Annotated in this window: 20 protein-coding genes; 1 reads left to right on the forward strand and 19 read right to left on the reverse strand. The window is 69.5% G+C overall.

All coding sequences use genetic code 11. From position 1 onward, the window contains the following. Positions 1 to 28 precede the first annotated feature (28 nt). The 5 genes from AC1DMS_RS08060 to AC1DMS_RS08080 all read right to left on the reverse strand — a co-directional run bounded on the left by AC1DMS_RS08060 (position 29) and on the right by AC1DMS_RS08080 (position 6,412). Positions 29 to 2,452 carry a 3-hydroxyacyl-CoA dehydrogenase/enoyl-CoA hydratase family protein gene (locus tag AC1DMS_RS08060; protein ID WP_018903709.1) on the reverse strand — a complete coding sequence of 808 codons (2,424 nt, stop codon included), beginning with the start codon at positions 2,450 to 2,452 and terminating at the stop codon, positions 29 to 31. Between the two features lie 36 nt (positions 2,453 to 2,488). Continuing rightward, positions 2,489 to 2,923, reverse strand: a complete 435-nt coding sequence (locus AC1DMS_RS08065; RefSeq protein WP_018903710.1) for a DUF2147 domain-containing protein — start codon at positions 2,921 to 2,923, stop codon at positions 2,489 to 2,491. Positions 2,924 to 2,965: 42 nt separating this feature from the next. Beyond that, a complete protein-coding gene (locus AC1DMS_RS08070; protein WP_369664209.1) occupies positions 2,966 to 4,762 on the reverse strand; it encodes an acyl-CoA dehydrogenase C-terminal domain-containing protein in 1,797 nt (598 codons plus the stop codon). 59 nt (positions 4,763 to 4,821) lie between these two features. After that, the gene (locus AC1DMS_RS08075; RefSeq protein WP_018903712.1) at positions 4,822 to 5,520 is read right to left on the reverse strand and encodes a TetR/AcrR family transcriptional regulator; all 699 of its coding nucleotides are present in this window, start codon (positions 5,518 to 5,520) and stop codon (positions 4,822 to 4,824) included. Between the two features lie 133 nt (positions 5,521 to 5,653). Continuing rightward, on the reverse strand, positions 5,654 to 6,412 hold the full coding sequence (locus AC1DMS_RS08080; RefSeq protein WP_018903713.1) for an SDR family oxidoreductase: 759 nt from the start codon (positions 6,410 to 6,412) through the stop codon (positions 5,654 to 5,656). 130 nt (positions 6,413 to 6,542) lie between these two features. Here AC1DMS_RS08080 and AC1DMS_RS08085 point away from each other — a divergent pair, with 130 nt between their 5' ends. Further along, entirely contained in the window at positions 6,543 to 7,427 is an 885-nt protein-coding gene (locus AC1DMS_RS08085) for a LysR family transcriptional regulator (RefSeq protein ID WP_018903714.1), read from the forward strand. Positions 7,428 to 7,436: 9 nt separating this feature from the next. On the opposite strand, the gene AC1DMS_RS08090 is transcribed toward AC1DMS_RS08085, so the two are convergent. From AC1DMS_RS08090 to AC1DMS_RS08155, 14 genes are read right to left on the reverse strand one after another with little or no spacing between them, the layout of a single operon-like run. Further along, on the reverse strand, positions 7,437 to 8,300 hold the full coding sequence (locus AC1DMS_RS08090; RefSeq protein ID WP_018903715.1) for an isocitrate lyase/PEP mutase family protein: 864 nt from the start codon (positions 8,298 to 8,300) through the stop codon (positions 7,437 to 7,439). Next, positions 8,297 to 9,712, reverse strand: a complete 1,416-nt coding sequence (locus AC1DMS_RS08095) for an FAD-dependent oxidoreductase (RefSeq protein ID WP_018903716.1) — start codon at positions 9,710 to 9,712, stop codon at positions 8,297 to 8,299. Before AC1DMS_RS08095 ends, AC1DMS_RS08090 begins: the two co-directional genes overlap by 4 nt. Beyond that, positions 9,709 to 10,323 carry a cysteine hydrolase family protein gene (locus AC1DMS_RS08100; RefSeq protein ID WP_018903717.1) on the reverse strand — a complete coding sequence of 205 codons (615 nt, stop codon included), beginning with the start codon at positions 10,321 to 10,323 and terminating at the stop codon, positions 9,709 to 9,711. Before AC1DMS_RS08100 ends, AC1DMS_RS08095 begins: the two co-directional genes overlap by 4 nt. Then, the gene (locus AC1DMS_RS08105) at positions 10,320 to 12,374 is read right to left on the reverse strand and encodes a hydantoinase/oxoprolinase family protein (protein WP_018903718.1); all 2,055 of its coding nucleotides are present in this window, start codon (positions 12,372 to 12,374) and stop codon (positions 10,320 to 10,322) included. The genes AC1DMS_RS08100 and AC1DMS_RS08105 overlap by 4 nt, the downstream gene beginning before the upstream one ends. Further along, a complete protein-coding gene (locus AC1DMS_RS08110; RefSeq protein ID WP_018903719.1) occupies positions 12,371 to 14,053 on the reverse strand; it encodes a hydantoinase B/oxoprolinase family protein in 1,683 nt (560 codons plus the stop codon). Before AC1DMS_RS08110 ends, AC1DMS_RS08105 begins: the two co-directional genes overlap by 4 nt. Before the next feature lie 2 nt (positions 14,054 to 14,055). Beyond that, the gene (locus AC1DMS_RS08115; protein ID WP_018903720.1) at positions 14,056 to 15,027 is read right to left on the reverse strand and encodes a tripartite tricarboxylate transporter substrate binding protein; all 972 of its coding nucleotides are present in this window, start codon (positions 15,025 to 15,027) and stop codon (positions 14,056 to 14,058) included. A gap of 28 nt (positions 15,028 to 15,055) precedes the next feature. Continuing rightward, a complete protein-coding gene (locus tag AC1DMS_RS08120) occupies positions 15,056 to 16,390 on the reverse strand; it encodes an MmgE/PrpD family protein (protein WP_018903721.1) in 1,335 nt (444 codons plus the stop codon). After that, positions 16,377 to 16,901 (reverse strand): LeuD/DmdB family oxidoreductase small subunit, encoded by a 525-nt coding sequence (locus tag AC1DMS_RS08125; RefSeq protein WP_018903722.1) that lies wholly within the window; start codon positions 16,899 to 16,901, stop codon positions 16,377 to 16,379. Before AC1DMS_RS08125 ends, AC1DMS_RS08120 begins: the two co-directional genes overlap by 14 nt. Next, positions 16,898 to 18,187 (reverse strand): 3-isopropylmalate dehydratase large subunit, encoded by a 1,290-nt coding sequence (locus AC1DMS_RS08130; RefSeq protein ID WP_018903723.1) that lies wholly within the window; start codon positions 18,185 to 18,187, stop codon positions 16,898 to 16,900. The genes AC1DMS_RS08125 and AC1DMS_RS08130 overlap by 4 nt, the downstream gene beginning before the upstream one ends. Then, positions 18,184 to 19,140 carry a tripartite tricarboxylate transporter substrate binding protein gene (locus AC1DMS_RS08135; protein WP_018903724.1) on the reverse strand — a complete coding sequence of 319 codons (957 nt, stop codon included), beginning with the start codon at positions 19,138 to 19,140 and terminating at the stop codon, positions 18,184 to 18,186. The genes AC1DMS_RS08130 and AC1DMS_RS08135 overlap by 4 nt, the downstream gene beginning before the upstream one ends. 50 nt (positions 19,141 to 19,190) lie before the next feature. Beyond that, the gene (locus AC1DMS_RS08140) at positions 19,191 to 19,901 is read right to left on the reverse strand and encodes an ABC transporter ATP-binding protein (protein ID WP_018903725.1); all 711 of its coding nucleotides are present in this window, start codon (positions 19,899 to 19,901) and stop codon (positions 19,191 to 19,193) included. Next, entirely contained in the window at positions 19,898 to 20,659 is a 762-nt protein-coding gene (locus tag AC1DMS_RS08145) for an ABC transporter ATP-binding protein (protein WP_018903726.1), read from the reverse strand. The genes AC1DMS_RS08140 and AC1DMS_RS08145 overlap by 4 nt, the downstream gene beginning before the upstream one ends. Continuing rightward, on the reverse strand, positions 20,652 to 21,635 hold the full coding sequence (locus AC1DMS_RS08150; protein ID WP_369664208.1) for a branched-chain amino acid ABC transporter permease: 984 nt from the start codon (positions 21,633 to 21,635) through the stop codon (positions 20,652 to 20,654). The genes AC1DMS_RS08145 and AC1DMS_RS08150 overlap by 8 nt, the downstream gene beginning before the upstream one ends. Next, on the reverse strand, positions 21,632 to 22,504 hold the full coding sequence (locus AC1DMS_RS08155; RefSeq protein WP_018903728.1) for a branched-chain amino acid ABC transporter permease: 873 nt from the start codon (positions 22,502 to 22,504) through the stop codon (positions 21,632 to 21,634). Before AC1DMS_RS08155 ends, AC1DMS_RS08150 begins: the two co-directional genes overlap by 4 nt. Positions 22,505 to 22,830 lie beyond the last annotated feature (326 nt).

Here is a 22,830-nt window from a genome sequence, read left to right on the forward strand (position 1 = left end):
CCCCCGGAGGGGGAAGGAGAAATGCAGGTCAGTTGCGCACCGGCTTCCCCGTGCTCAGCATCCCCATGATCCGCTCCTGCGTCTTCGGGTGCACGATCAGCGAGCAGAACGCCTTGCGTTCCAGCGCCATCAGGTATTCCTCGGTCACGAGCGAGCCTGCGTCCACGTCGCCGCCGGTCACCACGTGCGCGATCAGGCTCGCGATGTGGAAATCGTGCGCGCTGATGAAGCCGCCGTCGCGCATGTTCACGAGCTGGCCCTTGATGGTCGCGGCGCCGCTTCGGCCCGCCACGCGGAAGGTGCGGCGCAGCGGCGCCCGGTAGCCGGCGTCGGCCATGGCCCTGGCCTGCTGCAGCGCCACGTAGAGCAGCTCGTCCTTGTTCGGCACGATCACGTCGCTGTCGAGCAGGTAGCCGAGCTTCTTCGAATCGAGCGCGCCGGTGCCCACCTTGGCCATCGCGGCGGCCGTGAAGCCTTCGGTCAGGAAGGGCAGCAGGTCGGTGCCTGTGGAGGCCGATGCGTTCTCGGCCGCGCGGCGCGCAATGTAGGTCAGGCCGCCCGCGCCGGGGATCAGGCCCACGCCCACTTCGACCAGGCCGACGTAGCTCTCCATCGCCGCCACGCGCTTCGACGAATACACGGCCAGCTCGCAGCCGCCGCCCAGCGCCATGCCGCGCACGGCGGAGACCACCGGCACGCTCGCGTAGCGGATCTTGAGCATCACGTTCTGCAGCTCTTCTTCCGCGCCTTCGACCGCGCCGATGCCCGCGACCACGAAGGCCGGCAGCATCGCCTGCAGGTCGGCGCCGACCGAGAACATCTCGTCGGGCGACCAGATCACCAGGCCCTTGTATTCAGCCTCTGCGAGCTCGACCGCGGCACCCAGCGCTTCAGCCACGTCGGGGCTGATCGCGTGCATCTTCGAATGGATGCTCGCGATGAGCACTTCGCCGTCGAGCGTCCACACGCGCACATCGCCCTCGTCGCTGATCGTCGTGCCCGCGGTGTTGGCATCGGCCGCGTTCGCACCGAGCACGCTTTCGGGGAACAGCTGGCGCTCATGCACCGGCAGCCTGCGCTGCGGCACGAAGGTGTTCTGCGAGGCGCTCCACGAGCCTTCGGTCGTGTGCACGCCGCCGGCCTGCGCGACCGGGCCTTCGAACACCCACTTGGGCAGCGGTGCGCTGCTCAGCGCCTTGCCGGCGTCGATGTCTTCCTGCACCCACTTGGCGACCTGCGCCCAGCCGGCTTCCTGCCACAGCTCGAACGGGCCCTGCTTCATGCCGAAGCCCCAGCGCATCGCAAGGTCGATGTCGCGCGCGCTCTCGGCAATGTCGGCCAGGTGCACCGCGGCGTAGTGGAAGCCGTCGCGCAGGATGGCCCAGAGGAACTGCCCCTGCGGCCCTTCGCTCTCGCGCAGGAGCTTCAGGCGTTCGCCCGCGGGTTTCTTGAGCATGCGGCCGTACACCTCGTCGGCCTTCGCGCCGGCGGGCACGTACTCGCCGCTCTGCAGGTCGAAGCGCAGGATGTCGCGGCCCACCTTCTTGAAGAAGCCGGCCTTGGTCTTCTGGCCGAGGTTGCCGAGTTCGAGCAGCTTGGCGAGCACCGGCGGCGTCGAAAAGTTGGCGTAGAACGGATCGGTCTCGGCGTTCAGGTTGTCCTGCAGCGTCTTCACGACATGGGCCATGGTGTCCAGGCCCACCACGTCGGCCGTGCGGAAGGTGCCCGAGCTCGCGCGGCCGAGCTTCTTGCCCGTGAGATCGTCCACCACGTCGGCCGTGAGGCCGAACTTCTCGACCTCCTTCAGCGTGGCCAGCATGCCGGCGATGCCGACGCGGTTGGCGATGAAGTTGGGCGTGTCGTGCGCGCGCACCACGCCCTTGCCGAGCGTGCTGGTGACGAAGGCCTCGAGGTCGTCGAGCACCTGCGGCTCGGTGGTGGGCGTGTTGATCAGCTCCACCAGGAACATGTAGCGCGGCGGGTTGAAGAAGTGAATGCCGCAGAAACGCGGCTTCAGCGCTTCAGGCAGCGCCTCGCTGAGCTTGGTGATCGACAGACCCGAGGTGTTCGAGGCCAGGATCGAATGCTTGGCGACGTGCGGCGCGATCTTCTTGTACAGGTCGAGCTTCCAGTCCATGCGCTCGGCAATGGCTTCGATGACGAGGTCGCACTCACCGAGCTTGGCGAGGTCGTCTTCGTAGTTGGCCTGCTCGATGAGCACCGCATCGGCCACGTCGCCGAGCGGCGCGGGCTTGAGCTTCTTGAGGTTCTCGATCGCGCGCGAGACGATGCCGTTCTTCGCTGCACCTTGAGCGACAGCTCCGGTCGCGTCTTTTGCAGCCAGATCGAACAGCACCACAGGCACGCGCACATTGACGAGGTGGGCCGCAATCTGCGCGCCCATCACGCCGGCGCCGAGCACGGCGACTTTCTTCACTTGGAATCGGGACATGTTGATTGGTATTTCTTGGATGAGTTGCACGCAGCGTTACTGCACGCGGTTCCAGGTTTGGGTACGCCAGAAAGGCCCAAGGTAGCCACGCACTTCGAGCTTCTTGCCGCCTTCAATCGGCGTGAAGCTCGCGCGGTATTCCTTGCCGTTCTCGGGATCGAGGATCTTTCCGCCTTCCCAGACGTCCTTGCCTTCGGCCTTCTTGCCGCCGCGGATGATGTCGAGCCCGGTGATGGGCTTGCCCTTGCGGTCGTCGCTGCATTCATCGCAGATCGCATCGGGCTTGCCGTCCTTCTTGAGCGACTTCTCGATGCGGCCGATGAGCGCGCCGTTCGCTTCGCCGATGCGGATCTCGGCCTTGGCTTCGCCGGTCTTGTCGTCGACGTTGCGCCACAGGCCCACGGGCGTGTTCTGGGCCATGGCCGTGAAGGATGTGGCGGCAAGAACGATGGCTGCAAGCGTCGATTTCATGAACGGCTCCCGGTCGGACGATGAGAAGAAGGGACGACGGCCTCAGGCCAGCGCCGCGTCGGTGTCCATCAGCACCTTGCTGCCGGCGCGTGCAGTGCGCATCAGCGTCGCGGTCTCGGGGAACAGCTTGGCGAAGTAGAAGCGCGCGGTCTGCAGCTTGGCAACGTAGAACGGATCGGTGTTGCCCGACGCGATCTGGCGCAGCGCGACCTGCGCCATGCGCGCGAACAGGTAGCCGAACACGAAGTGGCCGGCCACGCGCAGGTAGTCGACCGCGGCGGCGCCCACTTCGTCGGGGTTCTGGAAACCCTTGAAGCCGATCTCGGTCGTGAACTTGGTGAGCTGGTCGCCCAGGCCCGCGATCGGGTTGATGAACTCGGCCATCTTCTCGTTCACGCCTTCTTCCTCCACCAGCTTGGCAACCAGCTTGCCGAACTTCTTGAGCGACGCGCCGTTGTTGCCCAGCACCTTGCGGCCCAAGAGGTCCAGCGACTGGATGGTGTTGGTGCCCTCGTAGATCATGTTGATGCGGTTGTCCCGCACGAACTGCTCCATGCCCCATTCCTTGATGAAGCCGTGGCCGCCGAACACCTGCATGCAGGCGTTGGTCGCGATGTGGCCGTTGTCGGTGATGAAGGCCTTGACGATGGGCGTGAGCAGCGCCACCAGTTCGCCCGAGTCCTTGCGCACCTTCTCGTCCGGGTGGTGGTGTTCCTTGTCGAGCAGCATCGTGCAGAAGATCTGCAGCGCGCGGCCGCCTTCGGCGTAGGCCTTGGCGGTGAGCAGCATCTTGCGCACGTCGGGGTGCACGATGATGGGGTCGGCTTCCTTGTCCTTGGCCTTCACGCCCGAGAGCGAGCGCATCTGGATGCGGTCCTTGGCGTAGGCCAGCGCATTCTGGTAGGCCACCTCGGTCAGGCCGAGCGACTGGTTGCCCACGCCCAGGCGCGCGGCGTTCATCATCACGAACATGGCCTGCAGGCCCTTGTTGGGCTCGCCCACCAGCGAGCCGGTGGCGCCTTCGATCACGATCTGCGCGGTGGCGTTGCCGTGAATGCCCATCTTGTGCTCGAGGCCCGCGCAGAAGATCGGGTTGCGCTCGCCGAGCGAGCCGTCGGCCTTGACCTTGTACTTGGGCACCACGAACAGGCTGATGCCCTTGCTGCCCTTGGGCGCATCGGGCAGCCGGGCCAGCACCAGGTGGATGATGTTGTCGGCCATGTCGTGCTCGCCGGCCGAGATGAAGATCTTGTTGCCGGTGATGCGGTAGCTGCCGTCGGCCTGCGGCTCGGCCTTGGTGCGCAAGAGGCCCAGGTCGGTGCCGCAGTGCGGCTCGGTCAGGCACATGGTGCCGGTCCATTCGCCGCTCGTGAGCTTGGGCAGGTAGGTCTTCTTCTGTTCTTCGGTGCCGTGGGCCACCAGCGCTTCGTAGGCGCCGTGCGAGAGGCCCGGGTACATGGTCCAGGCCTGGTTGGCGCTGTTGAGCATCTCGAACAGGCACTGGTTCACCACGAAGGGCAGGCCCTGGCCGCCGAAGGCCGGGTCGCACGACAGCGCGGGCCAGCCGCCTTCGACGTACTTGGCGTAGGCGTCCTTGAAGCCCTTGGGCGTCTTGACTTCATGCGTGGCCTTGTCGAGCGTGCAGCCCTCTTCGTCGCCGCTGATGTTGAGCGGGAAGGTCACCTCGGCGGCAAACTTGCCGGCCTCCTCGATCACCGCGTTGATGGTGTCGGCATCGGTCTCGGCATGGGCCGGAAGCGCCTTGAGTTCGTCGGCGACGTTGAGCACTTCGTGCAGCACGAACTGCATGTCGCGTACGGGTGGGTTGTAGCTGGGCATCCGGGACTCTCCTGGTCGAAAACTGAAAGGGGAAAAAAAGAAAGGAAAAAAGGGGCCGCTCAGCGCACCGGCTTGAGCCGGCGGGAGGCGGCGGGCTTGGCCGATGCCGCGGCTTCGGCGGGCGGCGCATCGGGCGTGGCGCTGCGCGCAAGGATGTTGTCGAAGCCGACATTCGCGCGGCCGATCGAGCCCGGCACCTGCAGGAAACGCGCTTCGTAGTGCAGCGCGAGGATCAGGCCGTGGATCTCGAAGGCCAGCTGCCGCTCGTCGGCGTCGGCGCGCAGATGGCCTTCGCTCTTGGCCTGCACGATCGCGCGCAGCACGGCCGCCTGCCAGATGCTGACCGACTCCACCAGCGCATCGCGCACCGGGCCCGGACGGTCGTCGAATTCGGAAGCGCCGCTGATGTAGATGCAGCCCGAGTCGATCTCGGCCGAGGTGCGCTTCATCCAGTTGGCGAACATGGCGCGCAGGCGCGGCAGGCCGCGCGGCGCCTCGAGCGCGGGAAAAAACACTTCCTGCTCGAAACGTGCGTGATACTCGCGCACCACGGAAATCTGCAGTTCCTCGCGCGAGCCGAAATGGGCGAACACGCCCGACTTGCTCATCTTGGTGAGCTCGGCCACCGCGCCGATCGACAGGCCCTCGAGCCCGATCTGCGCCGCCAGCGCCAGCGCGGCGTCGACGATCACGGCCTTGGTCTGCTGGCCCTTCTGGGCAGCGCGGACCGGCTTGGCGGGAACGGCATTGACAGGCATCGTGGAAGCTCCGGAATAAAACGAACGGTCGTTCTATTTTGCAGGGGCTTTGCACTTTTGGCTGTCAATGACCTTCCACGGTTGAAGGTTAATGGGCGGGAAGCGGGGCCGCCATGCCCCGCCCCTCCCCGGATCAGAACTCCTGCGAGACCGGCCGCAGCACCACCTCGTTGATGTCGACGTCCGCCGGCTGCTCCACGGCATAGACCACGGCGCGCGCCACCGAATCGGCGGGAATCTGGTTGGCCTCGTAGAACGCCTTAACGCCGGCCGCGCTCTCGGCGTCGGTGCTGCCGAACTTCAGCTCCGACTCCACCGCGCCGGGCGAGACGATGGTCACGCGCACGCCGCTGTTGCCCATTTCGACGCGCAGCCCTTCGGAGATCGCGCGCACCGCATGCTTGGTTGCGCTGTAGACCGTGCCGATCGGCGTGAACACCTTGAGCCCCGCGATCGACGCCACGTTGACGATGTGGCCGCTGCCTTGGGCCTGCATGCGCGGCAGCACCGCGGCAATGCCGTAGAGCACGCCCTTGATGTTGACGTCGATGGTGCGGTCCCACTCGTCGACCTTGAGCTTGTCCAGTGGCGACAGCGGCATCACGCCCGCGTTGTTGACCAGCACGTCGATGCGGCCGAAGGCCTCGACGGTGGCGGCCGCGAGCTTGTCGAGATCGGCGCGCTTCGCCACGTCGGTGGCCACGGCAATGGCCTCGCCGCCGGCCTCGCGGATCTCGGCGACCACCTTGTCCAGGCGATCGGTGCGGCGCGCCGCGAGCACCACCTTGGCGCCGCGCGCGGCCAGGTGGCGCGCGGTCGATTCGCCGAGCCCGCTGCTCGCGCCGGTGACGATGGCGACCTTGCCTTGGATGTTGTCTTGAACGGATGCCATGGGAATTCCTTTCGGGTGTGTGGAAGAAGAAGTGCATGCAGTGTGGAAAATCCGTGCATTCCCGTAAATGAAACTCTTGCGAGTTCAGAATTCCCCAAGCTGGAACACACCGCCTCTTGAAAGCACCACCATGGCCAACCGTCTTGAAGCCCTGCGCGTGTTCTGCACCGCCGCCGCTGCCGCCAACTTCCGCGAGGCCGCCGCGCGCCTGTCCGTCTCGCCGCAGGTCGTGACGCGCGCGGTTCGCGAGCTGGAAGAAGAACTGGGCGAGCCGCTGTTCCACCGCAGCACGCGCGGCGTGCAGCTCACCGACTTCGGCCGGCAGCTGGCCGAGCGCGCCCGCGTGGCGGTGGGCAGCGTCGACGAGCTGTTCCACCAGATCGACCGGCGCACGCTGTCGCAGCATGCGGGCACGGTGCGGGTCACGGCGCCGCACGTGTACGCCCGGCTCATCCCGCAGGCGCTGGCGCCGCTGCTGGCGGCGCACCCCGGGCTGGTGCTCGACCTGCGCCTGTCGGAGCAGCATGCCGACGTGGTCGACGAGCAGATCGACATCGGCGTGCGCGTGGGGCCGATGCGCGATGCGCGCTTCGTGGCGCGCGCCGTCGGCAAGATGGCGCTGCATGTGGTGGCGGCGCCGGCGCTCATCGAAAGAGTGGGCCGGCCGCAAAGCCTCGATGCGCTGGCGGCGCTGCCGCTCACCGCGCTGATCGACCGCAGCTCGGGCCGCCCCTGGCCATGGGCCTTCAGCAGGCGGCGGGTGGTGACGGTGTCCTCGCCCGCCTTCGTGACGGACAGCATCGATGCCGAATGCGCCGCCGTGCTCGCAGGCGTGGGCTTCGGGCAATTGATCGGACCGCTGGCGGAACCGTGGCTGCGCACAGGCGCGATGCTGCCCGTGCTGGAGGCCGAGGCGCCCGAGCCCTGGCCGATCCACGTCTACCGCCCGCAGCGTGCGCCGGTGCCGGCGCGCGTGCGGCTGGTGTACGACGAGCTGGTCCGCGTGCTGCGTTGAGGCGGCAGGTCAGTCGTACTTCTGGCCGGTGCGCATCAGCTCCGGCGTGCCAATCACCTCGTTGAGCGCGTCGAAGTCCAGCATCTGCGGCCGCCACGGCTGTGTGGTGCGGTGCCGGTGCAGGCTCGCGTAGTAGCCCTGCAGCGTGTGCACCACGGCGCGCGCGGTGCCGCCCGGAAAGATCGCAATGCGAAAGCCGTGGGCCTGCAGCGCATCGGCATCCTGGATCGGCGTCTTGCCGCCTTCGACCATGTTGGCGAGCAGCGGCACGCGGTCGCCGAAGCGCCGGCAGGCGGCATCCATCTGCTCGGGCGAGCGCAGCGCCTCGATGAAGAGCGCATCGACGCCGCAGGCCAGGTACGCCTCGGCGCGGTCGAGCGCGGCCTCGAGCCCTTCGACCGCCACCGCATCGGTGCGCGCGAGGATCAGCGTGTCGCTCGACGCGCGCGCGTCCAGCGCGGCCTTGAGCTTGCCGACCATCTCGCGCGCGGGCACCACGGCCTTGCCGTCGAGGTGGCCGCAGCGCTTGGGAAAGGTCTGGTCCTCGATCTGCACCATGGCCGCGCCCGCGCGCTCGAAGCCGCGCACGGTGCGCTGCGTATTGAGCGCGTTGCCGAAGCCGGTGTCGGCATCGACGATCACGGGCAGGCGCACGCGTTCGGTGATGCGCGCCAGCGTGTCCTCGACCTCGGTGAAGGTGGTGAGGCCGATGTCGGAGCGGCCCAGGCGCGTGTAGGCGATGGAGGCGCCCGAGAGGTACAGCGCCTCGAAGCCGGCCTGCTCGGCCACGAGCGCGCTGAGCGCGTCGTACACGCCGGGCGCGAGCACGATGTCCTTGCGCGCGAGCCGGGTCTTGAAGGAAGGATTCGTCATCTGGACGCTTTCGTCGATGGGATCAGTGCGGCAGCCGTATGCGCCGCGATATAGCCGCCGGCCACCGCGCTCAGCAGGCCGTTGCCGGAAAGATAGCCCCAGACCGCATCGCCCGAAACGCCGCCCGCCGCGCCACCGGCGGCGAACAGGTTGGCGAAGGGCGTGCCGTCGTGTCGCAGCACGCGCATGTCGGGCGCGGTGTCGAGGCCGCCCTGGGTGTGGAACAACGCGCCTGTGACCTTCACTGCGAAGTACGGCGCCTGGAGTGCGCGTGCGAACACACGGCCGTCGGGCGGTGGCGTGCCGGCGCGCATGGCGTCGAGCGTGGCTTGCAGCACGGAAGGCTCGCAGCCGATGCATTCCGCCAGCGCAGCCACCGATTCGCAGCGGCGCAACGCACCTGCCGCTTCGGCCTCGCAGAAGTCGGGAAAGCCCCGCGCCAGTGCAAGCAGCGGCGCGTCGAACACATTCCATGCCATGCCGCCCGGCTGTGCGAGCACGTGCACGGCGGCTTCCGAGTAGCCCTCTGTCTCGTCATGGAAGCGCCGGCCCTCGCGGTTGAGCTGCACGCCGCCTTCCATCATCACGGCCCACGACATCAGCGCACCTTGCGGCGTGACCCACGAGCCGTGGCCCTGGTAGCCGCCAAGGTCGCGAAGCCGCGCGCCCAGTGCCTCGCCCCAGAGGATCGCGCTGCCGTCGTTGCCGGCGTGGCCGCCGAAGCTGGCTTCGGCCATCTCGGGCAGCAGCGTGCGCACCATTTCCGAATTGCCGCCGAAGCCGTTGCATGCGAGCAGCAGTGCGCCGCAGCCCAGCGTTTCTCGGCTGCCATCGGGCCGCAGGTAGTCGATGCCGATCACGCTGTCTTCGGCGTCGAGCACCAGCGTGTCGACCAGCGCCTGGGTCAGCACCGGAATGCCCGCTGCCGCTGCGGCCGCCTGCAGCGCCGCCATCAGCGACGCGCCGGTCTTCTGCGCCAACGCGTGCATTCGATGCACGCTGTGGCCCGGATAGAGAAAGCCGTCGAGCAGCATCCACTGCAGCCCATGCCGCTCCTGCAGCGCATCGAGCGCCGGGCCGATGGAAGCCGCGTAGGCCTCGACCAGCGCAGGCGCCGCACGGCCGTGGGCCTTGGCCTGGATGTCGGCGGCAAAGCGCTCGGCACTGTCGCCCTGCACGCCATGCGCCCGCTGCGTGCGCGTGCCGGGCGCGGGGATGAATCCCGAGGACAGCGCGGTCGAGCCGCTCGGCAGCGCGTCGCGTTCGAGCACCACGCAGTCGACGCCCGCATCGGACAGCATCAGCGCGGCCGTGAGCCCGCAGGCGCCGCCGCCGACGATGGCCACCGGCACGTGCACCTCGGCCTCGACCTGCGCTGCGCGGCGGATACGCCGCGAAGGGTTTCCCGTCATGCGAGCGATGCGATGAAGGCCGCGCAGTCGGTCACCTCGGCCACGTTGCGCATGTCGGCCAGCGAGGTCTGGTGGCGTTCCTCTCCGAAGGCCGCGCAGCCGTCGGCCAGCACCAGCGTCCGGTAGTCGCGCATGTGGGCATCGCGCACCGTGCTGGCCACGCCGCCGTTGGTCACGATGCCGCACACGGCCACGGTGTCGATGCCCGCGCGGCGCAGCACCCAGTCGAGCTGGGTGTTGAAGAAGGCCGAATACGCGACCTTGCTGACCGCCACGTCGACCAGCCCGGCCAGCGCATCGACGTTCACCTGGCCCCAGCTGCCGGGCGCGAAGTCGCCCTTCTTCAGGTAGGGGCGCAGCGCCTTCAGGTGCGGCGACACCATCGGCTCGCCGGCCGCGTCGGGCCACAGCGTGAACTGGCTGGCGGCCACGAGGCCGCCCGCGGCCTTGAGCGCGCGCGCCACCGCGGCCACGCGCGCCGGCAGCAGCAGCGCGGGCGGGTTGGTGTCGCCGCCGCGCGCATAGGCGCCGTTGCGGTCGAGAAAATCGTTCTGCAGGTCGATGATGACCAGCGCCGTCTTCGCTGCCACAGGCTTGGTTTCCGCGCTCATGACAGCCTCACCAGCAGGTTGCCGTGCGCATCGACCTCGGCGTGGAAGCCGGGTTCGAGCCACACGGTGGTGTCGGCCTGCTCGAGGATCGCAGGCCCCTCGATGCGCGCGGCCACCGGCAGTTCGAGCCGTGCATGGCGCACGGCCTCGTGCCACCGGCCGTGGTGGAACACGCGCTGCGTGCCCAGCGGCGCGGTGCTGCCCTGCCCTTCGGGCGCGAGCACCTTCAGGTCGAACTTGGGACGCACGCCGATGCGCGCATAGCGCAGGTTCATCACGCGGATGGGGATGCCGTCGAGCACGCGGCCGAAGGCGGCGCTGTAACTGGCTTCGAACGCGGCGCGAATGGATTGCCCGGTGATCGGCGCCCTGCCCGCATCGGCCAGCACCACGGGCAGCGTGTGCGTCTGGCCCGCATAGAGCATGTCGAGCGCGATCACCTCGCGCACTTCGTCGAAGCGCACGCCCGAGGAGTCGAGGCGCTGCTGGCAGGCCGCCGAGAGTTCGTCGATGCGGCGCTGCAGGTCGGCCACGTCGAGTTCGGCGAGCGGCCTGTTGAGGGTCTGCACCGCGTCGTGCCGCATGTCGGCCATCACGCAGCCGAGGGCGGAGGTCACGCCGGGATAGCGCGGCACGATGCCGGTGGCCACGCCCACCTCGCGCATCATCGCGCACACATGCAGCGCGCCGCCGCCGCCGAAGGGCATGTAGGCGAAGCGGCGCGGATCGTGCCCGCGCTCGATCGACACGAGGCGGATCGCGCCCGCCATGCGCGCATTGGCTACGGTAAGAATCGCTTCGGCCGCGGCATGCACGTCGAGACCGAGCGGGCGCGCGACGTGCTCCTCGATGGCCTGCCGGGACTTCTCTGCATCCAGCGCCGCGAGCAGCCCGCCGCCCAGCGGGCGGTCGGCGGCGATGCGGCCCAGCAGCACGTTCGCATCGGTCACGGTCGGCCTCATGTTGCCGCGCCCGTAGCACGCCGGTCCCGGCACGCTGCCGGCCGACTCGGGGCCGACCTGCAGCATGCCGCTCGCATCCACGGAAGCGATGGAGCCGCCGCCGGCGCCGATGGTCTCGATCTGGATCATCGGCGAGCGGATCACCATGCCGAACTCGATGGCGGTCTGCGCCGCCAGCGCGGCCTCGCCGTTGGCCACCAGCGACACGTCGAACGAGGTGCCGCCCATGTCGCCGGTGATCGCGTTCGGGAAACCCGCCGCGCGTGCAATGGCCGCGCAGGCGATCACGCCGGCCGCCGGGCCCGAGAGCGCGGTGCGCACCGGCAGGTCGCTCGCGGTCTGGCGCGACATCACGCCGCCGTTGCTCTGCACCACCAGCAGTTCGCCCGCGAAGCCCTGCGCGCGCAGGTCGGCTTCGAGGCGGCCGAGGTAGCTGCCGACGACCGGCTGCAGCGCCGCATTGAGCGTGGCGGTCGAGCAGCGCTCGAACTCGCGGATCTCGGGCAGCACCTCGCTGGCCGAGGTGACGTGCGGGTTGGGCCAGAGCTCGCGCACGGCCGCCACGGCGAGCCGTTCGTTCTCGGGGTTGGCGTAGGTGTTGATGAAGAACACGCACACCGCTTCGCAGCCCGCCTCGAGCAGCGAGCGCGCTTCGGCGCGCACCTGGTCCAGGTCGACCGGCGTGTGCAGCGTGCCGTCGGCCAGCACGCGCTCGTCGACTTCGCGGCGCAGGTCGCGCGGCACCACGGGCACGAAGCTGCCGCGCAGGCCCCAGGTCTGGGGCCGGTCGCGGCGGCGCATCTCGAGCACGTCGCGAAAGCCGCGCGTGGTGATGATGCCGGTGCGCGCCACCTTGCGTTCGAGCAGCGCGTTGGTGCCGACGGTGGTGCCGTGCACGATGGTGGCGATGGCCGCGGCCGAATCGGCCACGCGCGCCACGCCGTTCATGAAGCCGCGCGCTTCCTCGCCGCGCGTGGAGGGCACCTTGACGATGCGCGCGCTGCCGTTGGCCTCGTCGAGCACGAACAGGTCGGTGAAGGTGCCGCCGACATCGACGCCGACGACCAGGGATTTGCTGGTGGAGCTCATTCGGATGCTTTCTTGCCGCTAGCGGCCGTGACGTAGCCCATGGCGGCATCGGCTTCGCACTGCGAAGTGGGCCGCTCGCCGGCACGGCCCCAGCCGCCGCCGCCGGGCGTTTCGAGCCGCACGCGCTCGCCGCGCGCGAGCTGGATGCCGCGCATCTTCGACACCATGGGTGGCGTGTGCCACTCGCCCGCGTTCTCGTAGCGGAACACGTTGAGGGCGCCCGGGCCGCCGCCCGCAATGCCCTTGGGCGGCGAGGTGCCGCGCTCGCCGAAGACGAACACCTCGGCGTCCTTCTCGAGCAGTTCGATCTCGTAGACGGCGCCGAGGCCGCCGCGGTGCCGGCCGTCGCCGCCCGAGTCGGCGCGCAGCGACCATTCGGTGAAGCGCACGGGGTACGCGGCCTCGAGGATCTCGAGCGGCGGGATCGTCGCGGTCGAGATCGGCGCGTTGCCATGCGAAAGGCCATCGCCGCCCGAATGGCCGCCGTGCCCGCCGCCGAAGAAGCTGAACATCACCCAGCGCTGGCCTTCGCGGCCCTTGTCGCTGCGGTGGCCGGCGATCGACAGCGCGTTGATGGTGCCGTAGGCCTGCGCCACGGCGCGCGTGGGGTCGGCCTGCGCGGCGGCGCTGAAGATCACGTCGATCATGCGCAGGATGGTTTCGGTATAGCCGCCGACCGGGCGCGGGCGCTCGGCGCTGATCACCAGCTTGTCGGGAATCACGAAGTCGACCGCGTCGAGCACGCCGGCGTTCGCGGGCACGTCGGGAAACAGGTGCTTGAGCGCGACATAGCAGGCCGCGACCGCCGTGGCGCGCGAGATGTTCACCGGGCCCGCGCATTGCGGCGAGGTGCGCGAGAAGTCGAGCGTGAGCCGGTCGCCGGCCACCGTCATGTCGAGCGCGATGGCGAGCGGCTGGTTGACGATGCCGTCGTTGTCGAGCACGTCCTCGAAGCTGTAGCGGCCGTCGGGCAGCGAGGCGATGTGCGCGCGCATGAGGCGCAGCGCGCGGCCGCGCAGCTCGCCGAGCGCATTCAGCACCAGGCCGTCGCCGTATTCGTCGAGCAGGCCGTGCAGGCGCTTGGCGCCGAGCTCCAGCGCGGCGAGCTGGCCGTTGAGGTCGCCCCAGAGGCTGTCGGGCAGGCGCGTGTTGGCCTGCAGGATGGCGAGCACGTCGGCATCGAGCACGCCGCCCTGCACGATGCGCACCGGCGGAATCTGCACCGCCTCCTGCCAGCACTCGGTGGCGGCCGGGTTGTAGTTGCCGGGCACCGCGCCGCCGACGTCGTGCCAGTGCGCGGCCGAGGCCATGTAGCAATACAGCTTGCCGTTGCGGAAGAAGGGCTTGACCAGCTTGAAGTCGTTGGCGTGCGTGCCGCCGTCGTAGGCGTCGTTGCTGATCCAGATGTCGCCGTCCTTCATGCCGCCGCGCGGCGCGGCCGCCTTCGCCGTGGCGCGCACCGCGAAGGCCATGGCGCCCACGAACACCGGCAGGCCCGACTTGCCCTGCACCAGCGTGTCGCCGGTGGTGGCGTCGTACAGGCCGTGGCAGGCGTCGTGCGCCTCGGCAATGATGGGATTGAACGCGCTGCGGTAGAGCGTCGCGTCCATCTCGTCGGCCACCTGTTCGAGGCGGCCGCGCAGCACGGCGAGCGTGACGGGGTCGAGGGTGTCGTTCATGTTCAGTCCACTTTCGCGCCACTGGTTTTCACCACCTTGGCCCATTTGTCGATCTCGCTCTTCACGTGCGCGGCGAATTCCGCCTGGGTGGAGCCGACGGGCTCGGCGCCCAGAGCCATCAGCTTCTCGCGCACGTCGGACAGCTTCAGGATGCGCTGCACCTCGGCCGAGAGCTTGTCCACCACGGGCTGCGGCGTGCCCTTGGGCGCGAACAGGCCCGACCATGCATCGGCGTAGAAGCCCGGATAGGTCTCTGCGATGGTCGGCAAGCCGGGCAGCGAGGGCGCGCGGTGCAGGCTGGTGAGCGCGATGGCGCGCAGCTTGCCGGCCTTGACGTGCGGCAGCGCCGAAGGCAGGCCGTCGACCATCATCTGCACCTGGCCCGCGAGCAGGTCGGACACCGCCGGCGCGCTGCCCTTGTAGGGCACGTGCGTGATGTCGACGCCGGCCTCGGACTTGAGCATTTCCATGCCCAGGTGCGCGGCCGTGCCGTTGCCGAGCGAGGCGTAGTTGAGCTTGCCGGGCTCCTTCTTCGCGAGCGCCACGAGCTCGGCCAGGTTCTTCGCGGGCACCGAGGGGTGCACCACCAGCACGTTGGGCACCACCGCCACCTGGCTGATGGCGACGAAGTCGGCCACCGGGTCGTAGGGCATCCTGCTGTAGAGCGAGGTGTTGATCGCATGCGAGCCGGTCACGCCCATCACCAGCGTGTAGCCGTCGGCCGGCGCCTTGGCGACGAGGTCGGAGCCGACGTTGCCGCCCGCGCCCGCGCGGTTGTCGACCACCACCGGCTGGCCCCAGTGCTCGCCCATCTTCACGGCGACCAGGCGCGCCGCCGCATCGGTGGCGCCGCCCGGCGGGAACGGCACGACGATGCGGATCGGCTTGTCCGGAAAGCTGCCCGCCTGTGCGGCGGCGGCGAGCGGCAGGCAGGCAAGGAGCAATGTGCTCGCAAGATGGCGCAGGAGTTTCATGGTGGTGGGCCTGTGAGGAATGAAGGATTCAGGCGGCAAGCTGCTGCCACAGCGCGCGAAGACGGGTGCCGTCGGGCGCGTCCAGCACGCCCTCGCAGAAGCGCGCGGCCTGCTGGGCCGGCACGCTGTGCGCGGCGTAGTGCACGAACTTGGCGGCGAGCGCCGCGCGGTCGAGCGGATGGGCGGCATCGCCCGTGATGGTGCCCACGGTCTGCGCGAGCGTGCCGCCCGCGTGCGACACCTGGAGCGTGGCGCCGCGCTGCTTGCGCGCCGTGAGGCCGGCATCGGTTTCGAGCACGACCAGGGCTTCGAGCCGACGCAGCTCGGCATCGTCGAAGCGCGGCGCGGCATAGGCCGATGGATCGACATCGCCGAAGCGCAGCATCGCCGCGACGCCGAAAGACAGGCTGAACTGCGCCTGGATCGGCGTGCGCGGCGCGCGGTTGCCGCAGTAGACGATCGCCTCTTCGTATATCTTGAGCACGATGCCCTGGATGCCGGTGGTGTCCTGGGCCAGCTGCTCGCGGACCTGGCGCGCGGCGGTCGCGCCGTAGTGCACGTGGCGCACGGCCGCGAAGGGCTTGAGGTAGGCATCGCGCAGCAGCAGGGTCGCCGCATCGGGCAGCGGCTGCGCGGTCGCGGCCGAGTGCGTGCGGGCGTAGTGAGCCAGCGCACCGTCCGGCGCGTCGATGCCCGCCGCGCTGGCAAAGGCCGCCTGCAGCCCCAGCGATGCGCTGTGGCCAAGGTAGGTATTGCGCGCGGTGCGGCCCTGCTGCACCGGCAGGTAGAGGCTGGTCGCGAGCTGGCAGGCCGCGATGTCGATGGCCTGCACGATGCCCGCCGGCGGCAGCGCGAGCAGGCGCGCCACGCCGGCCGCCACGCCCAGCGCGGGCCAGTTCGCATCGACATGCATGCCGGGCCGGATGCGCAGCCAGGCGCCGCAGCGCGCGCCGACCTCGTAGCCGAGCACGAAGGCATCGATGAACTCACCAAGACTCGCACCGCGCCGCAGTGCGAGCGGCAGCAGCGCCGCCGCCAGCGGCACGCCGGGCCGGCCGTGCGCGAGTGCATGGCCTTCGCAGGCCTCGTCCCAGGTCGCGGCCATGGCCAGCACCTGCGCGGCGGCCTGCACCGCCATCGGCGGACCGCCAGGAAAAGAAAAGTCGCCGGGTTCGCAGGCTGCGAGCGCGGCTTCGAGGCGCTGCACCTCGCTCGCATGCCGGCCCGCGAGCGCGCAGCCGACGGTATCGGCCAGCAGGCGCCGCGCCTGCGATGCGGCCTCGGCGGTGGCTGGCTGCGCCGCGTGCAGCGCCACCGTGGCCTGCAGCACGGCGCGTTGCGGATCGTGTTCAGCGCCCTGCATCGGCTTCTTTCTTGGCGGCCATGCGCCGGCGCAGCAGCTGCAGCAGGCCGCCGGCATCGACCATGTCCATCAGGAAACCCGGCACGGGCTCGCAGGCGAGCATGCGCGCATCGGCGGTGCGCATCGCAGGCGTGCGGGTGTCGAGCACGATGCGTTCGCCGTCCTGCAGCGACTCGGCTTCGGCGCAGGTCAGAAGCAGCAGGCCCACGTTGAAGGCATTGCGGAAATACAGGCCGCTGTACGAAGGCGCAATCACCGCGGCCACGCCCAGCTGCACGAGCACGGCCGCGGCCTGCTCGCGCGACGAACCGATGCCGAAGTTCGGCCCGGCCACGATCACGTCGCCGGGGCGCACGCCGCGCGCGAAATCAGGGCGGACGGCTTCGAGGCAATGCTTTGCGATCACGTCGATGCCGTGCTTCATCGCATGGCCGGGCGCGAGCGCATCGGTGTCGATGTCGGCGCCCAGGCGCCACACCCGGTGCGTGCGGTGCAGGGTTTCCGCAGTCATGCGAGCACCTCGCGCGGGTCGGTCACGCAGCCGCGCAGTGCGGCCGCGGCCACCGTGTAGGGCGAGCCCAGGTACACCTGCGCGGTCGGCGAGCCCATGCGGCCCTTGAAGTTGCGTGCCGTGGTCGAGATCACCGTGATGCCGTCGCCCATCGGATCGCCGTAGCCCGAGCAGGCGCCGCAGGCGGTCGGGAAGAGTTCGGCGCCGGCGTCCATCAGCACCTGCAGCACGCCCTCTTCGCGCGCCTGCTCCTGGTCGTGCAGGCTGGCCGGCGCCACGATCAGGCGGATGCCCGCCGCCACCTTGTGGCCGCGCAGCACCTGGGCCGCGGCGCGCAGGTCGTCGAGCTTGGCGCCGGTGCAGGCGCCGATGTAGGCCACGTCGACATGCGTGCCCAGGTAGCGGCTCACGCCGTGCGCGTTGGCCGGGCTGTGCGGCGCGGCGACGTAGGGCTCGAGCGCGGCGGCATCGAAGCGGTGGTGCGTGAGCGCGGCGCCTTCGTCGGTGAACCACGGCGCCATGTCGACCGGCGGGGCACCGGCTTGTGCGAGGAATGCGGCGGTGGTGGCATCGGGCGCGATCAGGCCGGCCTGCGCGCCCAGCTCGGCGCTCATGTTGGAGAGCGTCATGCGCTCCTGCATCGACAGCGCGGCGACGGCCGGGCCCGCGAACTCCACCGCCTGGTAGCGCCCGCCGTTCATGCCGAAGCGGCCGATCATGTGCAGCATCATGTCCTTGGCGGTCACGCCGGCGGGCAGCGCGCCGTCCCACCACATGCGGATGGTCTCCGGCACGCGCAGCCAGATCTCGCCGGTGACCATCACGCCCAGCATCTCGGTGCTGCCGATGCCGAACATGTAGGCGCCGAATGCGCCGCCCGTGGGCGAATGCGAGTCGCCGCCCACGCACAGCATGCCGGGGCGGATGTGGCCGTGCTGCGGCACCACCACGTGGCAGATGCCCTGGCTGTCGTACACGTGCGGCAGCTGCTGGTCGCGCGCCCAGTCGCGCGCAATGCGCACGATGCGGCGCGAATCGTCGTCGCGCTCGGGCACGTAGTGGTCCATCACGAGCACCACGCGCGAGCGGTCCCAGATCTGCGCGCCGAGCTCCTCGAGCATCGGCTGCAGCCGGCGCGGACCGGAGGAGTCGTGGAACATGGCCATGTCGACGCCGCAGGTCACGATCTCGCCCACCGCCACCTGCGCGCGGCCGCTGGCGCGCGCAATGAGCTTCTGCGCCAGCGTCTGTTGCGCCGGCGCGCGGTCTGGAGCGTTGAAGGTCATTCCGGCTTGGCTCCCGAGAACTTGACGACCTTGGCCCAGCGCGCGATCTCGCTCTGCACGAAGGCGGAGAACTGTTCGGACGAATTGCCCACCGGTATCGCGCCCTCGGTTTCGAGCCGCTGGCGCATGTCGGCCTGCTGCAGTGCATGGCGCGCGGCGTCGCCGAGCTGCTTCACGCGCTCCGCCGGCATGCGGGCCGGGCCGAAGAGGCCGAACCATGCGCTCGACTCGTAGCCCGGCAGCGCCTCGGCAATGGCGGGCACGTCGGGAAAGGCCGGCAACCGCCTGGCCGTGGTCACGCCCAGCGCCCTGAGCTTGCCGGCCTGGATGTGTGCCTTGACGTTGCCCACGGCCGCGAACATCAGCTGCACCTGGCCGGCGAGCACGTCCTGCACGGCGGGCGAGGTGCCCTTGTAGGGGATGTTCACGATGTCGACGCCCGACTGCATCTTGAAGGCCTCGCCCGCCATGTGCAGCGACGAGCCCACCGCGCCGATCGCGAAGTTGAGCTGGCCCGGCTTCGCCTTGGCGAGCGCAATGAGTTCGCGCACGTCCTTCGCAGGCACCGACGGATGCGCGACGAGGATCGAGGGCGAGGTCGCCACGCAGGTGAGCGCGGTGAAGTCCTTCACCGGGTCGAAAGGCAGCGCCGGGTAGAGCGTGGCATTGATCGCATGGCTGGTGAAGCTCATCAGCAGCGTGTTGCCATCGGGCGCGGCCTTGGCCACGGCATCGGCCGCGATGTTGCCGCCCGCGCCGGGCCGGTTCTCGACGATCACCGTGCGGCCGAGCGCCGGGCCCATGCTGACGGCCAGCGAACGGGCCAGCGTATCGGTCGAGCCGCCCGCGGGCGCACCGACGAGGATGCGCACCGGCGCATTGCCGATCTGCGCGAACGCGCTGCCGGCAAATGCGGCGGCCAGTGGAAGAAGAAGGGTGTCGCGTCTCTTCATGTGTCTTGTCTCCGAGGAAATCGGGGGTATCTCAATGTGATGTGCGGGCTTCAGAGCCCCAGGTAGGCGCGCCGCAGTTCGTCGCTTCCGAGCAGTTCGCCGGGCAGGCCCGAAAAACGCACGCTGCCGTTCTCCAGCACGTAGGCGCGGTCCGCGATCTCGAGCGACTGGCCCACGTTCTGCTCCACCAGCAGCACCGCGAGGCCGCCGTCGCGCAGTTCGCGGATCAGCGTGAACATCTCCTCCACCAGCCGCGGCGAAAGCCCGAGCGAGGGCTCGTCGAGGATCAGCAGCACGGGCTCGGCCATGAGCCCGCGCGCGATGGCCAGCATCTGCTGCTCGCCGCCGCTCATGGTGCCGGCGTGTTGCGCCATGCGTTCGCGCAGCCGCGGGAAGATGTGGAACATCTTCTCGACGTTGGCCGCGCGGCGCTCGCGCGCCCGCGTGAAGGAGCCGAGTTCCAGGTTCTCCAGCACGCTGAGGTTGGGAAACACCTTGCGGCCCTCGGGCACCTGGATCAGGCCCGCCTTGACCACGTCGCGGTAGTGCGCGCCGCTCAGGTCCTTGCCGTCGAAGCGCACATTGCCGCTCCAGGCGGGGCACAGGCCGCAGACCATCTTGTTGAGGGTGGACTTGCCCGCGCCGTTGCTGCCGAGCAGCGCGACCATTTCACCGGCGTTCACCTGCAGGTCGACGCCGCGCAGCACCTCGACGCGGCCGTAGCCGCCGCGCAGGCCCTGGATGTCCAGCAACGCGGTCATTCGCTAGCTCCCGAAGCGGCCTTGCGCAGCCGCGCCGCGGTGCCATGGCCCAGGTAGGCCTCGACGACCTTGTCGTCGGAGGTCACTTGCGCCGGGCTGCCTTCGGCAATCAGCTGGCCCTGCGCCAGCACCCACACATGTTCGGCCAGGTGCATCACGGCCTGCATCACGTGCTCGATCATCAGCACCGTGACGCCGCTGTCGGCAATGCCGCGCACCACCGGCATCATCTCGGCGATCTCCTGCGGGTTGAGGCCGGCCAGCACTTCGTCGAGCAGCAGCAGGCGCGGGCGCGTGGCCAGCGCGCGCGCCAGTTCGAGCCGCTTGCGGCCGGCCACCGTGAGGTCCGAAGCGGCCTTGTCGAGCTGCGGCGCAAGGCCCACGCGCAGCGCGATGGCCTCGGCATGCGCCAGCGCCTCGCGGCGGCCGCGCAGGTGCAGGTGCGCACCGACCGCGATGTTCTCGCGCACCGTCTGCGCCGCAAAGGGCTTGACGATCTGGAAGGTGCGCGTCATGCCGAGCAGCGCATTGCGGTGCGGCTCGCGGCCCGTGATGTCCTGGCCCGCGAAGCGCACAGTGCCGGCGTCGGGCTTGAGGAAGCCCGACATCAGCGCGAACAGCGTGGTCTTGCCGGCGCCGTTGGGGCCGATCAGCGCGCTCAGGCTGCCCTCCTTCACCGACAGGCTCACGTCCTGCACGGCCTTCAGTCCGCCGAAGGAACGCGAGAGCCCGCCCACGGCCAGCAGCGCCTCAGTCATGGCGGCCTCCCTTCTTCGGATTGCACAGCTGCCGCGCCGACAGCCCCAGCCCGGCGACGCCGCGCGGCAGGAAGATCACGATCACGACCAGCACCGTGCCGTAGATCACCATGTTGATGCCCGGCAGCTCGCCGAACAGGTTGCGCGTGAAATCCGACAGCAGGTGCAGCACGACCGCGCCCAGCACCGGGCCCCACAGCGTGCCCATGCCGCCCACGATGGCGGCCACCAGCGCTTCGACCGAGACGGCCGGGCCGTAGGCGATGCCGGCGTCGATGTACTGGAACACCTGTACATAGAACGCGCCGGCCGCACCCATGAAGGCGGCCGAGAGGCCGATGGCCGCGAGCTTGACGCGAAACGGGTTCACGCCCACGGCGCGCGCCGCATCCTCGTTGTCGCGCACGGCCTGCAGGTAGGCACCGAAGCGGCCGTTGCGCAGCCAGCAGGTGACGAGCAAGGCCGCGACCACCATCGCGAGCACCAACCACAGGTAGCCGGCGCGCGAGGCGAACTGCAGGTTGGCCGCCGACTCGCGCAGCGGCACCATCAGGCCCACGCCGCCGCCCGTGAAATTCACCGACAGCGCGAGGATGCGGAACACCTCCGCGAAGGCCAGCGTGACGAGCGCGAAGTAGGAGCCCTTGAGGCCATAGCGGAAGCTCAGCGCGCCGACGAAGAGCCCGACCCCCGCGGCGCCGGCCACCGCCAGCGGCAGCGCGGCCCAGGCGTTGATGCCACCCTGCAACTGCGCGATGGCCTGGATGTAGGCCCCGGTGCCGAAGAACAGCGCATGCCCGAACGAGAACTGCCCGCCGAAGCCGCCGAGGATGTTCCAGGCCTGCGCAATGAGCGTGGCGTAGAGCGCCATCATCACGAAGTTCAGCGCGACGCCCGACTTGGTGGCGAGCGGCACGCAGCCGACCAGCACCGCGAAGAGCGCGATGCCCGCGAGTTGTGCGCGTGCGCTGCTCATGCCCTGGCTCCGAACATGCCCTGGGGCCGGAACAGCACCACGCCGATGAAGATCGCGAAGATGCCGATCTGCCCGAGCGATTCGCCCAGGTACAGCCCGCCGAGCGACTCGACCACGCCGACCAGGAGGCCGCCGATGAGCGCGCCGACGAAGCTGCCCATGCCGCCGAGCACCACGATGGTGAAGGCCACGAGCACGAAGCCGCCGCCCACCTGCGGGTTGACGTAGTAGGCCGGCAGCAGAAAGCAGGCGGCCGCGCCGAGGCAGGCCAGGCCGATGCCGAAGCTCATGGCATAGACATGGTCGACGTCGATGCCCATGAGCTTGGCGCCTTCCTTCTCCTTGGCGACGGCGCGGATGGCGCGGCCGAGGTCGGTGCGGCCCATGATCCAGAACAGGATGCCCGACACCACGAGCGCCCCCGCGAAGGCCACGAGCTTGGGCACGGCGATCATGGCGGGGCCGATGGCGACGGTGCTGAGCGAGTAGGCGGTGTCGATGCTGCGCGTGTCCGACTTGAAGAACAGCAGCGCGAGGTTCTCCATGACGATGGCGATGCCGAGCGTGGCGAGCAGGATGTTCTCGTCCTTGCCGTGGCCCGCGCGGTTGATGACGACGCGTTGCAGCGCGTAGCCGAGCGCGAACATGCCGGCCACCGCGATGGGCAGCGCCATGTACGGGTCGATGCCCCAGCGCTCCTTGAGAAAGTAGACGGCGTACAGCGCGAGCATCAGGCAGGCGCCGTGGGCGAAGTTGATGATGTGAAGCACGCCGTAGATCAGCGTGAGTCCCAGCGCGATCAATGCGTACACGGCGCCTGTGGTGAGGCCGTTCAGGATCGAGGGGAAGAGGATGCTTAGATCGAACATTTGCTTTGTGCGCCTTGTGGGATCCGCCCGGTATGCGGTGCGGGCCGTGCGACCCCACTGCGCCGGCCCTTCGGGCTGCCCTGCGGTGCTCGCGTTTCGCGGGGTCTCGCAGAACTCGCTACGCTCAAACAGCTGCGAGCCCTGATCCGCGAAACGCTGCGCTCCTCGGCGGCGCAGAGGGGTTCGCCCGGCCCGCACCGCATACCGGGCTCCATGCTTGATCGACGATCGGCGGAATACGGGGGGCTTGCCAGCAGCGAAGTCCGAAGGACCGGTGACGTCGGACGCCCAGAGCCAGACCGCCCGTCACCGCACCCCACACCATG

This window comes from Variovorax sp. 05T418 (assembly GCF_056396385.1).

Coding starts and splice junctions, on each gene's coding strand:
- AC1DMS_RS08060 (WP_018903709.1), bottom strand. CDS start 2,452: ATGTCCCGATTCCAAGTGAAGAAAGTCGCCGTGCTCGGCGCCGGCGTG.
- AC1DMS_RS08065 (WP_018903710.1), bottom strand. CDS start 2,923: ATGAAATCGACGCTTGCAGCCATCGTTCTTGCCGCCACATCCTTCACG.
- AC1DMS_RS08070 (WP_369664209.1), bottom strand. CDS start 4,762: ATGCCCAGCTACAACCCACCCGTACGCGACATGCAGTTCGTGCTGCAC.
- AC1DMS_RS08075 (WP_018903712.1), bottom strand. CDS start 5,520: ATGCCTGTCAATGCCGTTCCCGCCAAGCCGGTCCGCGCTGCCCAGAAG.
- AC1DMS_RS08080 (WP_018903713.1), bottom strand. CDS start 6,412: ATGGCATCCGTTCAAGACAACATCCAAGGCAAGGTCGCCATCGTCACC.
- AC1DMS_RS08085 (WP_018903714.1), top strand. CDS start 6,543: ATGGCCAACCGTCTTGAAGCCCTGCGCGTGTTCTGCACCGCCGCCGCT.
- AC1DMS_RS08090 (WP_018903715.1), bottom strand. CDS start 8,300: ATGACGAATCCTTCCTTCAAGACCCGGCTCGCGCGCAAGGACATCGTG.
- AC1DMS_RS08095 (WP_018903716.1), bottom strand. CDS start 9,712: ATGACGGGAAACCCTTCGCGGCGTATCCGCCGCGCAGCGCAGGTCGAG.
- AC1DMS_RS08100 (WP_018903717.1), bottom strand. CDS start 10,323: ATGAGCGCGGAAACCAAGCCTGTGGCAGCGAAGACGGCGCTGGTCATC.
- AC1DMS_RS08105 (WP_018903718.1), bottom strand. CDS start 12,374: ATGAGCTCCACCAGCAAATCCCTGGTCGTCGGCGTCGATGTCGGCGGC.
- AC1DMS_RS08110 (WP_018903719.1), bottom strand. CDS start 14,053: ATGAACGACACCCTCGACCCCGTCACGCTCGCCGTGCTGCGCGGCCGC.
- AC1DMS_RS08115 (WP_018903720.1), bottom strand. CDS start 15,027: ATGAAACTCCTGCGCCATCTTGCGAGCACATTGCTCCTTGCCTGCCTG.
- AC1DMS_RS08120 (WP_018903721.1), bottom strand. CDS start 16,390: ATGCAGGGCGCTGAACACGATCCGCAACGCGCCGTGCTGCAGGCCACG.
- AC1DMS_RS08125 (WP_018903722.1), bottom strand. CDS start 16,901: ATGACTGCGGAAACCCTGCACCGCACGCACCGGGTGTGGCGCCTGGGC.
- AC1DMS_RS08130 (WP_018903723.1), bottom strand. CDS start 18,187: ATGACCTTCAACGCTCCAGACCGCGCGCCGGCGCAACAGACGCTGGCG.
- AC1DMS_RS08135 (WP_018903724.1), bottom strand. CDS start 19,140: ATGAAGAGACGCGACACCCTTCTTCTTCCACTGGCCGCCGCATTTGCC.
- AC1DMS_RS08140 (WP_018903725.1), bottom strand. CDS start 19,901: ATGACCGCGTTGCTGGACATCCAGGGCCTGCGCGGCGGCTACGGCCGC.
- AC1DMS_RS08145 (WP_018903726.1), bottom strand. CDS start 20,659: ATGACTGAGGCGCTGCTGGCCGTGGGCGGGCTCTCGCGTTCCTTCGGC.
- AC1DMS_RS08150 (WP_369664208.1), bottom strand. CDS start 21,635: ATGAGCAGCGCACGCGCACAACTCGCGGGCATCGCGCTCTTCGCGGTG.
- AC1DMS_RS08155 (WP_018903728.1), bottom strand. CDS start 22,504: ATGTTCGATCTAAGCATCCTCTTCCCCTCGATCCTGAACGGCCTCACC.